Here is a 15,815-nt window from a genome sequence, read left to right as displayed (position 1 = left end):
ACAATGAAAATGAGTAATAAAGCTACTTGAATTGTAAAGGGAATGTAAATTCAAATTGTTTGAGCAGGAGTCTCTCCTTATTCTTAAGAATATCTTCATTTTTATCCTTCCTCTTTATTAAGAATTGTTTTCTATAATGGGCAATGAGTGAGAAAGGAGTGTTTATTATCAAATGATTCAAGTTGAAAACTTACAACATACATTTTTAATCGGAAAAAAAGGGAAGGAAAAGAAGGTTCCTGTTTTAAAAGGTGTGAACTTTGAGGTTAATAAAGGAGAAATCGTTGCCATTGTCGGAAAAAGTGGCTCTGGAAAGTCAACTTTATTACAAGTTTTAGCTGGATTTATGAAGGTTGAGCATGGATCTATTAGGGTGAATGGTAAAGAAACGGCACAACTAAATGAAACAGAAAGTGCAGCATTTCGTTTGAGACAATTCGGTTTTATCTTTCAAAACTTTCAACTAATGCCTGGCTTGACAGCATTCGAAAATATTGAATTACCTTTAAAGCTACAGGGGTTGCGCAAAGCAATGAGAAAAGAAAAAGTAAAAAAAATAATGGACAAGGTTGGTCTAACAGAAGTGGCCGATCACTATCCAAATGAATTATCAGGTGGGCAGCAACAGCGTGTCAGTATTGCACGAGCGCTCATCACGAATCCTCCTATTTTGCTGGCAGATGAGCCTACAGGAAGTTTGGATTCAGAAACAGAGCAAGATATTTTGATGCTTATTCAAAGTTTAAACCGTGAGTTTGGGTTAACCTTTGTCATTATTACTCATGATGAAGAAGTGGCGACAATCGCACATAGGCGCTTCCGTATGTATGATGGCGAACTGGTAAAGGAGGAAGCTTAATATGTTATTTAAGGATCAATTAGACTTTGTCACACAGCACATAAAGAAAAATAAATTGCGTGTTTTTATGACGGTTCTAGCTGCTACAATGGGTTGTGCTTTCCTCATCGTACTAGCATCCGTAGGTTTTGGATTACAGGAATCATTACGTAATGAAATCCTTTCCAATGAAACAGTTACGAAAATTCAAGTATATGGGGATAAACAATTTACAGAGGATCAGATTCAAGAAATTAAAAAGATAGATCATGTGGAAACAGTACTTGAAACGGTAAGCGTGAATGCCTCTGCACATTCTTTTTTAGGTGATCGAGATACAACTTCTAGTTTAGTTTTAAATGATATGAAGGATTTTGAACAGGTGAATGGCAAGCTTGCAGAAGGTGCTTATCCAGCAAAGCCAAATGAAATAGTGGTAGGCTATCATTTTGCACAAACACTATTGAATGAGGCCGACCGCAATGTAATTAAAGAAAAAAGTAAAAAGGCTGAGGCAGAAGGCACCTATTATAATGGAAGCGATGAAGGCTATAAAAAATCATTAATAGGACAAACCATTGACATGTCACTATTGCCTAACACTGGTAACAATGAAGAATCGGCAAAAATGACCTATACAATTGTTGGCGTAATGGAGAAACCATCGTATGATTGGATGATTGATAATACGATTCATATGGATACAGCACAAAAACCAGCATTAGTTGAGAATCTGTCCGCTCTCGAAGATACAACCGCAGAGGAAATGTTTTACTCAGAATTTAATATTTTTGCTGATACATTGGAAAACGTAAAGCCCATTTTAGAGAAACTAAAAGATAGTGGCTACAGTGTCTATTCGGTGACGGAGCAATTAGATCAAATGAATGTATTTTTCTTAGTCTTAAAGATTGGCTTGATTTTTGTTGGTACAATTGCTGTGCTCATTGCTTCCATCGGTATTTTCAATACGATGACAATGGCTGTGACAGAACGAACTCGTGAAATAGGTGTCTTAAAAGCGATTGGTGCAAGTCCAAAATTAATCCAACGCTTATTTTTAATGGAAAGTACGTTTATTGGGCTTTTAGGTACCTTCATTGCGGTAATCATTTCATACGCCATTAGTTTTGCTGCCAATGCAGTGCTGCCTCTGATTCTAAAAGCAGCCACGGGAGAAGATGCATTTGCAACAAATGATATTACATTTTCTCTTATTCCATGGCAGTTAGTCGTTATTGCAGCAGCTATTAGTATTGGAGTAGCGATGATCTCCGGTTATCGTCCTGCTCGTAAGGCGACGAAAATTGATGTCATCCATGCTTTACGACAAGAGCTATAATGAAAGAGATTCAATAAGGATTGAATCGTCTTTGACTGTAGACAAAACCATCGAGACGTTTTCGCGCTCGATGGTTTATTGTATTGTAAAGAGATGGTTCGGATTGCCTTTTTAGTCTGTTATAAATACTCGTTTAACTCTGTTTGTAAAAATGGTGTTGCATGTAATAAATTTAAGAAAGCATCATAGTTGGCACGTTGCTCTGTACTTGCTTTTTTGCCTGTTCGGTATGCTCGAATTAAAATATTTTTGGGCGTATTTTCCATATCAATAAATTCAAGAAGCTGTGCCTCATAGCCAACAAGGGACAAGATTTCAGCCCGAATGGAATCTGTAGCAAGGGCGGCGAAACGCTCTCGTACAAGACCGTGTTGTAACATTATATCCAATGATGGCGTATTTAGTTGACGATTTAATTCATGTTGACAACAAGGAACACTTAATATGACGCTTGCGCCCCATTTCACGGCACGCGCTAAAGCCATATCTGTGGCAACATCGCAAGCATGCAGTGTTACGACCATATCTACAGAGGTTTCCTCATTATAATCATTAATATCTCCTACAAGAAATTCAAGCTGGTCATAGCCTAAATCTTGTGCTATTCTTGAACACTCTTCAATAATCTCCTTTTTCAAATCTAAGCCTGTTACACGTATATCTAAACCTTTTTCAATTTTTAAATAGTGGTATAAAGCAAAAGTTAAATAGGATTTGCCTGATCCAAAATCTAATATACGAACTTGCCGGTTTTTAGGTAAGTAGGATAAAGCATCATCAATAAATTCAATAAAGCGGTTAATTTGCTTAAATTTATCGTATTTTTGTTTTTTAACTTTTCCATCCTCTGTTTGCACCCCAAGTCGGATTAAAAATGGGTAAGGTTGATCGTCCGAGAGTAAATAATTTTTTTTACGATTATGTGCTAGATTTACCTGCTTTGGTGTAGACGATTGATCGGATTTCCAAAGTACTTTATTCTTTTTTGATAATTGCACTTGTACTTTTTCATCAATAAAATCAACATGGGCTTGACGATAATCTTCGAAAATATCCTCCAGCTTAGCGGGAAATTCGGTCAATTGAATATTTTCATGTTTTAAAATTCGCTCATATTGGTATTCAATTTGTATATGATAACTATTCTTTAACATTAATGGCTTTAACTTAATGCGTTTAACTTCATTAGATTTCATGCGGGGTTGACTGATTGTAGCAGTAACTAGCTGTTGCTGTAAAATTCTTTCAATGAGATGAGCTTTCATTTCTTCAAATATCATACATTTTCGCCTACTTTGTTGTGTAATAGATGGCACTAGTTTAACACATTTTATAACGAACAATGTTTTTGAAAAAATTTTCACAAAAATTCTGAGTAATTATAGGTGGAGTTGTATATTCATGGTATCTTTATGTATAGTAATTCTTTATGAATTGGTGATACTAAAGACTGAATAGGAGGAAAAAGTATGTCAGATAATATGTATCAATTATTAGCAATTATTATTTATATGGTCGCCATGCTGGTGATCGGCTGGTATGCATTCGTTAAAACTTCCAATTTAACGGACTATATGCTTGGTGGTCGTTCCTTAGGTCCGGCTGTAACGGCACTAAGTGCGGGTGCGGCGGATATGTCTGGCTGGCTTTTAATGGGCTTACCTGGTGCTATTTTTTTATCAGGTCTTGTGGAAGCCTGGATTGCCATTGGGTTAACGGTAGGCGCATATTTAAACTGGTTATTGGTAGCTCCACGGTTACGTGTTTATACACAGGTTACCAATGATTCCATTACTATACCGAGTTATTTGGATAATCGATTACGTGATCATACGAAGTTAATCAGAATTGCTTCAGGTATTATTATTTTAATATTTTTTACATTTTATGTATCTTCTGGGATGGTAGCAGGAGGAAAATTTTTCGATAGTTCGTTTGGTTATGAGTATCATACAGGTTTGTTAATCGTTTCGGCAGTAGTGGTAGCCTATACATTGTTCGGCGGATTTTTAGCAGTAAGTTATACTGATTTTTTACAAGGACTTATCATGTTTCTAGCACTTATTGCTGTACCACTATTTGGTCTTTTTGTAACAGGTGGAATAGGGGAAACAATTACTTCTATTAAAGCGGTTAGCCCAGATCTTTTAAACATGTTACCTGCCACTGCAACAGCAGCCGGTATTATCTCCTCACTTGCCTGGGGATTAGGCTATTTTGGGCAGCCACATATTATTGTGCGCTTTATGGCCATCAGCTCTGTAAAAGAAACAAAGCAGGCCCGTCGTATTGGTATTGGGTGGATGATGTTAAGTTTATTTGGTGCAATTGGGACGGCGTTGGTAGGGGTAGCCTATTATGAACAAAATGCAGGTGAGCTAAAAGACGCTGAAACAGTATTTATTGTTCTGGGACAAATTTTATTCCATCCATTTATAGCTGGAGTTATGCTAGCAGCAATTTTAGCTGCTGTAATGAGTACTATTTCATCGCAATTAATCGTTACCTCTTCGGCGCTTGTAGAGGATATTTATAAAGCGTTGTTTAACAAAACAGCAACTGATAAACATTATGTTTTTGTAGGACGTATCGCTGTTCTAGTTGTTGCGATTATTGCAGCGGTTTTAGCTTGGAATCCAGATAGCTCCATCTTAAGTCTAGTTGGTTTTGCATGGGCAGGATTTGGTGCAGCATTTGGACCAGTCATTTTGCTTTCTTTATATTGGAGGAAGTTAACGAATTACGGTGCTTTAAGCGGAATGGTAACTGGTGCTGCAACAGCATTTATTTGGGGGAAAGTTGAATCGTTATCAAGTGCCTTATATGAAATTGTGCCAGGCTTCTTTGTATGTTTAATTGTTGCGGTTGTCGTTAGTATATTGACGTATAGACCTAATGAAGAAATTGAAGAAGAGTTTAGCCGTTCGGAAGAATTATTAAAAGAAGAAAGAAAATAAGGGAAATGCGCCTTTACAGAGAGGCGCATTTTTTGAAATGTTTTTCGTAAAGTTCTGAACATACGTAAAGCTGTAATTTATGGTAAGATGAAGAAAATTTGTCGTAGGGACACCGAGGTTTTGGTGGGAGGTTTCTAATGGATAGAATTAAGGAAGTTGATGTATTAATTGAAAAGGCCATACTCGTTGGCGTAAATTTACGTAATGATGCGCACTTTAATTACTCGATGGAAGAGCTTCGAAATTTAGCAGAGGCACTAAATGTGGAGGTCGTAGGGGTAGTTACGCAAAATTTAGAGCGTGTGACACCTTCCCATTATGTTGGTACAGGTAAAATAGAAGAAATCAAAAATTTCTATGAAGAAGCACAAGCAAATCTCATCATTTTTAATGATGAGCTGTCTCCTTCGCAAATCCGTAATTTAGAGCGTGATCTAGCAACGAAAGTTATTGATCGAACAATGCTTATTTTGGATATTTTTGGCAGAAGGGCAAAAACACGAGAGGCGCAAATGCAGGTAGAATTAGCACAGCTACAATATATGCTCCCGCGCTTAGTGGGCTTACATGCTTCTTTAAGCCGTCAGGGTGGAGGGACAGGCGGTGGCTTCAAAAACCGAGGTGCTGGGGAAACAAAGCTTGAATTGGATCGTCGGAAAATAGAAGATCAAATAGCGAAAATCAAAAAGGATCTAGAGCAGGTCAAGGATCAACGTGAAACGCAGCGTAAACAGCGTCGAAAAAATGCCCTTCCGGTAGTGTCTATAGTTGGCTACACTAATGCTGGCAAGTCAACGATTATGAATCAATTGTTGGCTGAGATAGGCCAAGAAGAGCATAAACAAGTCTTTGAGAAGGATATGCTTTTTGCTACACTTGAAACATCAGTTCGACAGATTGAGCTACCTGATAACAAGACATTTTTATTAACAGATACAGTTGGGTTTGTCAGCAAATTGCCCCACCATTTAGTAAAGGCGTTCCGCTCCACATTGGAAGAAGCAAGAGATGCAGATCTTTTATTACACGTCGTAGATGTTTCCAATTCAGAGCATGGTTTTATGATGGATGTTACAAATGAAACGTTAAAAGCGGTTGGTGTTGAAGGTATTCCAACCATTTATGTTTACAATAAAGCTGATCTTGCTCAAGTGCCTTACCCTGTTGTAAGTGGCGATAATATATGGGTATCAGCAAAGGAAGCGGTAGGGCTAGAAGAGTTAATTCAATTAATTCGTCAACATATTTTCTCCAATTATGTGACATGTGAAATGCTCATACCTTATGACCAAGGAAATATTGTTTCTTATTTAAATGAACATGCCTCTGTTTCTAATACAGCATACGAAGAGGGTGGTACATTATTATCCCTTGAAGCTAAAGAAGCGGATTATGCAAAATATCAGCAATACGTCGTAAATTAAAAAATGAAAAAATAACCCGAAGCATGCCAAAAGATTTTGGCATGCTTTTTGTGATTAAGGGGAATATAGAATCTAGATCAACAGCCTGTAGCATTTTAATAATTGTTAGAAAAAATAGTTTAAAATTGTATAAAAAGTTATAAATCTGAATTATAAATATTTTAGAATAATTTAATGTTCAGAAAACAAGTGTGGGCTATTGAAGTGTGAGAAAACTTAGATATATCAAAGGATTTAATAATTATCAAAATAAACAATCAGAATTTAAAGAAAAATGATAAATTTTCAACATTTTTTAAAACTCTTGCTAAAGTTAAAAAAACGCTTTAGTATGATGAAACACAGTTTTTTAATCCTTATTTTAGGGTAATAATGTTTTTTAAAGAGAATATTTTTAATTGGGAGAGGGTATTGTATGTCTAGTAAAGATGAAGTTGTAAAATCTGTCCCTCAAAATGGTTTTGTTGGACACCCTAAAGGGCTCTTTACTTTGTTTTTCACAGAATTTTGGGAACGTTTCTCATATTATGGTATGCGAGCAATTCTCATTTTCTTTATGTATTACGAATTGAATCAGGGTGGATTAGGTCTAGACCGCGGAACAGCGAACTCTATTATGGCCATTTATGGTTCACTCGTTTATATGTCAGGTATTATAGGTGGATGGATTGCTGACCGAGTATTAGGAACACGTAGAACTATTTTTTACGGTGGCGTGTTAATAATGATTGGCCATTTATTACTAGCACTGCCTGGCGGTGTAACGATGCTATTTGCTTCAATGGCATTTATCGTAATGGGAACTGGGTTATTAAAACCAAACGTTTCAAGTATTGTTGGGGATATTTATGCTGAAACAGATAGCCGCCGTGATGCAGGCTTCTCTATTTTCTATATGGGTATTAATATGGGGGCATTCATTGCACCATTTATTGTCGGAACAATTGGACAAAAGTATAGCTTCCACTTAGGCTTTGGTTTAGCCGGTTTAGGGATGCTTGTTGGGTTAATTGTTTATAAATTGACGGAGAAAAAATACTTAGGCCTAGCGGGTTTACAAGTTAATAACCCATTAAAGCCTGAAGAACGCAAAAAAGTCTTTGCGCAATTTGGTATTGTTGCTTTACTTATTATCATTCTAGGTGCCATTGGTATTAAAACTGGTACTTTAACGATGAATGTATTCAGTTTAATCATTACAGCTCTTGGTGTATTAATTCCAACAGTCTTCTTTATTTATATGTATCGTAGTAAAAAGACAACAAAAGATGAAAAATCTCGACTTCTTGCATATATTCCATTATTTTTGTCAGCCGTTATGTTCTGGGCAATTCAAGAACAAGGGGCAACAATTCTGGCTACGTATGCAGATGAGCGTACACAATTAAGTATTGGTAGCATTCAGCTTCAATCTTCTTGGTTCCAGTCATTAAACCCGTTATTTGTTATAACAATGGCACCATTATTTGCGATGTTATGGCTTAAATGGGGAGACAAGCAGCCTACTACACCACGTAAATTTTCATACGCCTTATTCTTTGCAGGTTTATCATTCCTTGTCATGATGATTCCAGCACACTTATCTGGCGGAGAAACATTAGTTAGTCCTTGGTGGTTAGTACTGTCATTCTTTTTAGTAGTTGTAGGTGAATTATTATTATCACCTGTTGGTTTATCGGCTACGACGAAATTGGCACCACAAGCATTTGCGGCACAAACCATGTCTTTATGGTTTTTAACAAGTGCGGCAGCACAAGCAATTAATGCACAGTTAGTAAAGGTTTATGAAGTTGTAAGCGAATTCACATACTTCGGCTTCTTGGGGTCGCTTTCAATCGTCATTGGTATATTATTGTTAATTTTATCGCCGATTATTTCAAAGGCAATGAAAGGTATTAACTAATTGGAAGATGTAAGTACAGTCCGGCTAATGGGCTGTATTTACATCTTTTTTTGTTATCTAAATAAATGTCTATTTATGAAGTCTAGCGCGAAATATATTATCTTAAGTAGTAATTTTATGGAGCAAGAGTATAAGTTTCTATGTGGAAGATCATTATTTTCGCTATAATAATCATAATTATAAGAAAATTTTAAGGGGTTGGATGGTATGAAAGAAGAATTGGACCGTTTGAGGTCAAGATTAATGGAGATTTTTACGTATTTACACGCCAATCCAGAAATTAGCTGGCATGAGATAGAAACAACTAATTATATAGTAGATTTATTAACGGAAGAAGGGTTTTCGCCAATTCGCTTTAAAAATTCTACAGGTCTTTATGTTGATGTGGGTCATGGTAGTCCTAAAGTGGGTTTACGAACAGATATAGACGCATTATGGCAGGAGGTTGATGGCCATTTCCGTGCAAACCACTCCTGTGGGCATGATGGACATATGACAATGGCTATTGGTACTCTCTTACTATTAAAAGAACAACAGCCATCATTTAATGGTACAATCCGTGTTATTTTCCAACCTGCTGAAGAAAAAGGGACGGGAGCATTAGCAGTCTTAGAAGAAGGTGTAATTGATGAGCTTGACTATTTATTTGGTGTGCATGTAAGACCCGTTCATGAGCTAGAGGATGGTACATACTGTGCAGCCTTGTATCACGGAGCCTCTCGTTTACTAGAAGGGGAGATTATTGGAGAGGATGCCCATGCTGCAAGGCCACATCTTGGCGTTAATGCAATCGAAGTAGGGGCTACCATCATTGAAGATTTACGAACCATTCATACCGATCCAATGGTACCTGTATCAGTTAAGATGACAAAGTTCCATGCAGGGGGAGAATCAGGCAATATCATACCTGGTAATGCCTCATTTACGATAGACATTCGTGCTCAGCAAAATAATGTTATGGATGATTTAGCGCAAGGGGTCAAACGTGTTATTGATTCCACTAAGCTATTGCATAAGGTGCAGATTGAATTACGTACTGTTGCCAATATTGTAGCTGCGGAAGTTGATACAAGTGCACAATATATTATGGAACAAGCAATTATACAGGCTGCCGGATTATCAAATTTAAGAAAGCCGGTACACACACCTGGTGGAGAGGATTTTCATCATTATGCGGTAAAAAGGCCACACTTAAAAACAACCATGTTGGGCTTAGGATGTGGATTAACACCAGGATTACACCATCCGAAAATGAAGTTTAAACAAGCACGACTTGTTACTGGCGTGGAGATTCTTACGAGAGCAGTCTTATTAGCATTGGAGTCAACAGATACAAAGGAGGCGTCAGCATAATGTTAGAGCAAGTGCAAATTCACAAAGTCATGACACCTATAGAACTGGCAGAGGTCCAAAAGTTGAATGCTGAAATATGGGGAAGCCAAGCAATTCCCACTCACCAATTACTAGCAGTTGTACAAAATGGCGGATTAGTTTTAGGTGCTTATTTAGAAGAAAGGCTAATTGGCTTTAACTATTGCTTTGTGGGCTATCATGATAGAGAAATATACTTACATTCACACATGATTGGCGTAAAGAAAGCATATCGTGAACAAGGTGTAGGTGAGTTATTAAAGCACGCTCAGCAAGAATATGCGAAAGAAAATGGGTTTCAACTGGTTCGTTGGTTATTTGAACCTCTGGAGGTGAGCTTAGCTAATTTGGCATTTTTAAAGCTAAATGCTATTAGTTATCGATACGAAAATGATTATTACGGCGCTCTTGAAGATGACTTTAATGAAGGATTACCTTCAGACAGGCTGATTGTTGAGTGGTGGATAGAACGTGAACAAATGGCTGATAGCATTGATGAACTAGAAGAAATCGCACAGGAAATCGTACCATGGACATTAACTGTCGATGGCTTGCCTGTCCTAGACGTAGATAATACATTTCAAATGGAACATTCCTTTCATCAGGAGGCCTATCTATTACCGATTCCTCAATATTTGCAGAAAGTGAAAGTTGAAAGTCCTAAACTTGCAGAGGACTGGCGCTATAAAATTAGAAAGATCTTAACAGCATTATTCAATCAAGGCTATGCAATTGTACGTGTCAAGAAGCACCCAGAATATGTCCATAGCTATCTGTTAGTCAGACGCTCCTTATTAGCCTTATAATAATTAGAGGGAGTGAAGTTTGTGAAAGTAGAAAAGATTACTTTAAGACATATTAAAATGCCGATGAAAGCACCGTTTTCAACGAGCTTTGGTACAGTCGACGAAAAAGAACTGTTATTAATAGAAGCAAAAGATGAATCTGGGATTACTGGATGGGGAGAGACGGTTGCTTTTGTAGCGCCTTGGTATACAGAGGAAACTTTAAAGACGACATGGCATATGCTGAAAGATTTTCTAATACCCATCTTGCTAAATAAAGAGATCGGGCATCCTGATGAGGTGACTACATTGTTTGCTTCTATTCGCAGAAATTGCATGGCGAAAGCTTCGATAGAAGGTGCTATATGGGATATTTATTCCCAACAAACAAAACAATCTCTCGCACGGGCTTTAGGTGGGCAAAAAACATGTATTGAAGTTGGGGTCAGTGTAGGTATTCAAGCTACAATAGCTCAATTAATAGAAGTAATAAAAAGCCATTTGGAAAAGGGTTACAAAAGGGTAAAAGTGAAAATTAAGCCTGGTTATGATGTAGAAGTGGTACGTGCAATCCGTGCAGAGCTACCAAATTTACCTTTAATGGTCGATGCGAACTCAGCTTATACATTAAATGATATCGCCATATTACAGCAGCTTGATGATTACAACTTACTAATGATCGAACAACCTTTGGCTCCTGATGATATTGTGGATCATGCAACCTTGCAGAAAAACATAAAAACGCCAATATGTTTAGATGAAAGTATCACATCGTATGAAGATGCTCGAAAAGCAATTGAGCTAGGAAGCTGTGGTGTAATCAATATTAAAATTGGACGAGTTGGCGGTCTAACCGAAGCTAAACGAATTCATGACCTCTGCAAGGAGAATCAAATTCCTGTTTGGTGTGGAGGAATGTTAGAGGCAGGAATCGGACGAGCACATAATATTGCCTTAACCTCGCTTAGTCATTTTGTATTGCCTGGAGATACCGCGGGCTCTAGTCATTATTGGTATGAGGATATTATTAATCCAGAAGTCATCGTCAAAGATGGATATATTGATGTACCACAAGAAATCGGTATTGGCTATACACCGAATATGGCAGTTATCGATAAGCTGACAATAAGCAAAGAGGTCTATCAATAAAAATGGAATGAAAATCATTTGCTCTAAAGGAAAAAACGAGGAGAGAACTGATTGAAAAAGAGCTTGCAAATCGGCGGTGCCTATGTAGGAATTATCGTTGGTGCAGGATTTGCATCTGGACAGGAAATTGTCCTCTATTTTACAAGCTATGGCTTTAAAGGGGTTTATGGTGCCCTCTTAGCTATGGTTGGTTTTTCTATTGTTGGTATGTGTGTAGCCCAGGTTAGCTCAAGATTACGCACTGCATCCCACAAGGATTTGATTTATCAGATTTCTGGTCATTCTGTCGGTCTTGTATTGGATTATTTATTATCGCTGTTTTTATTTGGCGTGGCTGTTATTATGTTTGCGGGTGCAGGTGCAACATTACAGCAAATGTTTGGGCTACCTATTTGGCTAGGGAGTATATGTATGATTCTGCTAACCATAGCCACTGTGATGATGGATGTTAAAAGCATTATTAATATTATTGCATTAGCAACTCCTTACTTATTAGCAATTGTTTCTATTATTGCTATCTATGCCATTGCAACAATGGATCTTACCTTTGTTGAACAAGCAGTAATTGCGCAGCAGGCACAAATAAGCTCAAAAAGCTGGTGGTTGACTGCATTGTTGTATATGTCATTCAATATTGGGGTAAGTTTCTCATTATTAACGGTGATGTGCGGCTCGGTGCGCAATGATAAAGTAGCTGGAATGGGGGGCATTATTGGCGGAATTCTATTAGGTGCTTTAATTTTGCTTATTAATTTTTCTCTTCTTGCAAAAATGAACGTTGTAATAGGACTAGATATTCCTATGCTAGCATTAGCAAATGAAATTCATCCATTGATCGGGCTATTAATGACATTCTCTTTATTAGGGATGATTTATAATACTGCAGTAGGGATGCTTTATTCTTTTATGGTAAGATTCTTTAAGCCTGATAGACCTAGCTTTAAGGTAGCGGTTGTTTTTATAGGAAGCTTAGGCTTTTTAGCCAGTCTAGCTGGATTTACGACGCTTGTAGCTAAGCTCTATGCAGTAATGGGATATGTAGGTTTAGTCTTAATCATATTTATTATTTCAGCATGGTTAAGAAAAGTAAGACGAATAATATAATGAATAAGAATGGTAATTGAGACGAAGGGATGTTCTCAATTACCATTTTGTTTGGATAAAAAAGTTGTAGAAATAGTGAATTATGTAAGGTAGAAAGTTTGGCGAAAATACTAATATTTCGTTAATTAGACACGTTTTTTAGTTCCTTTTAAATAAAACGAGAATAATTCTCATTTACAGGTTGACTGAGAATAAAAACATGACTATAATGGAAATCGTGAGTAATGATAATCATTTTCACTAAACGTAACATTACACACAAAATTGAAATCTACCGGGGATTACTATGAAAATAAGATATCTTTTAACAGCAACTGTTGTGTTGTCTATAGTATCGCTATTTATCGGAGTAGTAGATATTAAACCAAGTGATCTATTAGACTTCCAATCAGAAGAAACTAGACTATTTTTAATTAGTCGTGTACCCAGACTTGTTGCCATTTTGCTAGCAGGCGCAGGTATGAGTATTGCTGGTTTAATTATGCAAAGCTTAAGTAGGAATAAGTTCGTATCACCAACGACAGCAGGTACTTTAGATGCCACTCGACTGGGTATATTGATTTCCATGATGTTTTTCACAAATGTCACGTATTTCCAAAAAATTTCCTTCGCTTTCATATTTGCTCTAGCCGGCACATTATTATTTATGCAAATATTAAATCGAATTAAGTTTAAAGATGCGATTTTTATACCGCTTATTGGCTTAATGTATGGTAATATCTTGTCTTCCGTGACAACGTTCTTTGCCTATAAGGCAAATATTATCCAAAACATTTCTGCATGGTTACAAGGAGATTTCTCGTTAATCATGAAAGGCCGTTATGAACTGTTATACATAAGTGTACCAGTACTTATCTTAGCTTATATTTATGCCAATCGTTTTACAGTAGCAGGTATGGGTGAGGATTTTGCTAAAAATCTTGGCCTATCCTATAAGTTTGTGGTGAATTTAGGCTTAGTATTGGTGGCTCTTATCTCCACAACAGTGGTGCTAACAGTAGGTGTCATTCCATTCCTTGGTTTGATTATACCGAATATTATTTCACTGTTTAAAGGTGATAATTTGGCAAAAACATTGCCACATACAGCATTACTTGGTATGTCCTTCTTATTATTCTGCGATATTTTAGGACGCGTACTGATATTCCCTTATGAGATACCAATTAGTATGACTGTTGGTGTAATTGGAAGTGCTATCTTCCTAGTTATGTTGTTTAGGGGGAGAGCATATGCGTAATCGTACAAGAATGTTCATTTTACTAGGACTTGCCGTGTTAGCTATCTTATTGTATCTATTTTGGGGATTAAATGGTAATTATCATTATGCTTTTCCGAGACGTGTCATAAAAGTTATAGCGATGGCATTAACGGGTATAGCTATTGCCTATTCAACAGTTGTTTTCCAAACCATTACCCATAATCGGATTTTAACGCCAAGTGTTATGGGGTTAGATGCTTTGTATATGTTGATTCAAACATTCATCTACTTTTTCTTTGGCTCTACATCTATTTTAGTTATCAATATTTACTATAATTTTACTCTTGCTATCGTATCAATGATTGTTTTCGCTTTAGTTTTTTATCGAGTATTGTTTAAAGAAGGAAAGCGACCTATTTATTTTTTACTACTAGTGGGTATGATTGTTGGTACGTTTTTAGGGAGCATTACAACATTCTTCCAAGTATTAATCGATCCTAATGAATTTTTAGGTTTACAAAGTAAAATGTTTGCAAGTTTTAATAATGTTAATTCAGATTTAGTTTGGCTAGCTGGTGTAATCATTTTGATAACATTTATATATGGTTGGCGTCATATGAATCAATTAGACGTCATGTCGTTAGGACGTGATACAGCAATTAATTTAGGTGTACCATACGATAAGCTGGTACAACGTATGTTAATTTTAGCTTCTATCTTGATTTCCATTTCAACAGCATTAGTTGGGCCTATTACATTCTTTGGTTTAATTGTTGCGAATTTATCGTATCAGTATTTTAAAACATACAAGCATTCCATCTTAATTGCTGGTTCTTGTGTAATGAGTATTATTGCTTTAATCGGTGGGCAGTGGATGGTTGAGCGAGTATTCACTTTCAGTACTACACTAAGTGTCATTATTAATTTTGTGGGTGGGGTATACTTCATCTACTTATTATTAAGAGAAAGTAGGTCAGCAGGATGATACAAGTGAAAGAAATTACGAAGTTTTTCGGAAAAAAACCTGTCGTTCAAGATGTAAGTGTCGATATTGTTTCAGGGAAAATTACGTCTTTTATTGGACCAAATGGTGCAGGGAAGTCCACGCTACTTTCAATGGTAAGCCGTTTACTGAATGCAGATACTGGAGAAGTTCTACTCGATAAAGCAGATGTAAGGCGCTGGAAATCGGATGATTTTGCCAAGCGAGTATCCATATTAAAACAGTCTAACTTTATGAATGTCCGCTTAACGATTCGTGAGCTTGTATCCTTTGGACGTTTCCCTTATTCAAAAGGAAATTTAAAACCAGAAGATGAAGAAAAAGTGGATGAAGCTATTCAATATATGAATTTAGAAGATATTCAACATAATTACTTAGATGAATTATCAGGTGGTCAACGTCAGCGTGCTTTTATCGCAATGGTTATTGCTCAGGATACAGAATATATCCTATTGGACGAGCCATTGAATAATCTAGATATGAAACATTCTGTTCAGATTATGAAGATTTTGCGTAAGCTAGTGGATGAGTTAGGGAAAACAGTTGTAATTGTACTACATGACATTAATTTTGCTTCCGTTTACTCAGATAATATTGTTGCATTAAAAGATGGTCGTGTTGTGAAAAATGGTTCTACCAACGATATCATTAACTCAGACGCACTCAAGGAAATCTATGATATGGATATTCCTGTTCAAGAGCAGGATGGCTGCAGAATTTGTGTTTATTTTAATTCTTAGA

13 protein-coding genes are annotated in these 15,815 nt (G+C 36.7%); 12 read left to right on the top strand and 1 reads right to left on the bottom strand.

Annotated features, from left to right (window positions below):
• Positions 1 to 172: 172 nt before the first annotated feature.
• Both AC3CH7_RS19650 and AC3CH7_RS19645 read left to right on the top strand, forming a co-directional pair.
• The gene (locus AC3CH7_RS19650; protein ID WP_012295851.1) at positions 173 to 859 is read left to right on the top strand and encodes an ABC transporter ATP-binding protein; all 687 of its coding nucleotides are present in this window, start codon (positions 173 to 175) and stop codon (positions 857 to 859) included.
• 1 nt (position 860) lies between these two features.
• Positions 861 to 2,180 carry an ABC transporter permease gene (locus AC3CH7_RS19645; RefSeq protein ID WP_012295850.1) on the top strand — a complete coding sequence of 440 codons (1,320 nt, stop codon included), beginning with the start codon at positions 861 to 863 and terminating at the stop codon, positions 2,178 to 2,180.
• A 119-nt stretch (positions 2,181 to 2,299) separates the two neighbouring features.
• Here AC3CH7_RS19645 and AC3CH7_RS19640 read toward each other — a convergent pair whose 3' ends face one another.
• Complete coding sequence (locus tag AC3CH7_RS19640; protein WP_012295849.1) at positions 2,300 to 3,460, bottom strand: class I SAM-dependent methyltransferase; 1,161 nt, start codon at positions 3,458 to 3,460, stop codon at positions 2,300 to 2,302.
• A 189-nt stretch (positions 3,461 to 3,649) separates the two neighbouring features.
• On the opposite strand from AC3CH7_RS19640, the gene putP reads away from it, so the two are divergent.
• The 10 genes from putP to AC3CH7_RS19590 all read left to right on the top strand — a co-directional run bounded on the left by putP (position 3,650) and on the right by AC3CH7_RS19590 (position 15,814).
• Complete coding sequence (gene putP / locus AC3CH7_RS19635) at positions 3,650 to 5,137, top strand: sodium/proline symporter PutP (protein WP_012295848.1); 1,488 nt, start codon at positions 3,650 to 3,652, stop codon at positions 5,135 to 5,137.
• Positions 5,138 to 5,274: 137 nt separating this feature from the next.
• Positions 5,275 to 6,561, top strand: a complete 1,287-nt coding sequence (gene hflX / locus AC3CH7_RS19630) for a GTPase HflX (RefSeq protein ID WP_488381841.1) — start codon at positions 5,275 to 5,277, stop codon at positions 6,559 to 6,561.
• Positions 6,562 to 6,976: 415 nt separating this feature from the next.
• Positions 6,977 to 8,464, top strand: a complete 1,488-nt coding sequence (locus tag AC3CH7_RS19625; protein WP_031416549.1) for a peptide MFS transporter — start codon at positions 6,977 to 6,979, stop codon at positions 8,462 to 8,464.
• Positions 8,465 to 8,671: 207 nt separating this feature from the next.
• On the top strand, positions 8,672 to 9,817 hold the full coding sequence (locus AC3CH7_RS19620; protein ID WP_031416547.1) for a M20 peptidase aminoacylase family protein: 1,146 nt from the start codon (positions 8,672 to 8,674) through the stop codon (positions 9,815 to 9,817).
• Complete coding sequence (locus AC3CH7_RS19615) at positions 9,817 to 10,641, top strand: GNAT family N-acetyltransferase (protein ID WP_012295844.1); 825 nt, start codon at positions 9,817 to 9,819, stop codon at positions 10,639 to 10,641. Before AC3CH7_RS19620 ends, AC3CH7_RS19615 begins: the two co-directional genes overlap by 1 nt.
• Before the next feature lie 21 nt (positions 10,642 to 10,662).
• Positions 10,663 to 11,769, top strand: coding sequence for an o-succinylbenzoate synthase (gene menC, locus AC3CH7_RS19610; RefSeq protein WP_036162369.1), 1,107 nt, complete (start codon positions 10,663 to 10,665; stop codon positions 11,767 to 11,769).
• Positions 11,770 to 11,820: 51 nt separating this feature from the next.
• Positions 11,821 to 12,873 (top strand): YkvI family membrane protein, encoded by a 1,053-nt coding sequence (locus AC3CH7_RS19605; protein ID WP_031416543.1) that lies wholly within the window; start codon positions 11,821 to 11,823, stop codon positions 12,871 to 12,873.
• A gap of 286 nt (positions 12,874 to 13,159) precedes the next feature.
• The gene (locus tag AC3CH7_RS19600) at positions 13,160 to 14,110 is read left to right on the top strand and encodes an ABC transporter permease (RefSeq protein ID WP_031416542.1); all 951 of its coding nucleotides are present in this window, start codon (positions 13,160 to 13,162) and stop codon (positions 14,108 to 14,110) included.
• A complete protein-coding gene (locus AC3CH7_RS19595) occupies positions 14,103 to 15,056 on the top strand; it encodes an iron chelate uptake ABC transporter family permease subunit (protein WP_031416540.1) in 954 nt (317 codons plus the stop codon). The genes AC3CH7_RS19600 and AC3CH7_RS19595 overlap by 8 nt, the downstream gene beginning before the upstream one ends.
• Complete coding sequence (locus AC3CH7_RS19590) at positions 15,053 to 15,814, top strand: iron ABC transporter ATP-binding protein (RefSeq protein ID WP_008175175.1); 762 nt, start codon at positions 15,053 to 15,055, stop codon at positions 15,812 to 15,814. Before AC3CH7_RS19595 ends, AC3CH7_RS19590 begins: the two co-directional genes overlap by 4 nt.
• The last annotated feature ends 1 nt before the right edge of the window (position 15,815 follow it).

This window comes from Lysinibacillus sp. F12 (assembly GCF_057773605.1).
The sequence above is the reverse complement of the archived record's forward strand: the minus strand, read 5'-3'. Positions and strand labels throughout refer to the sequence as shown.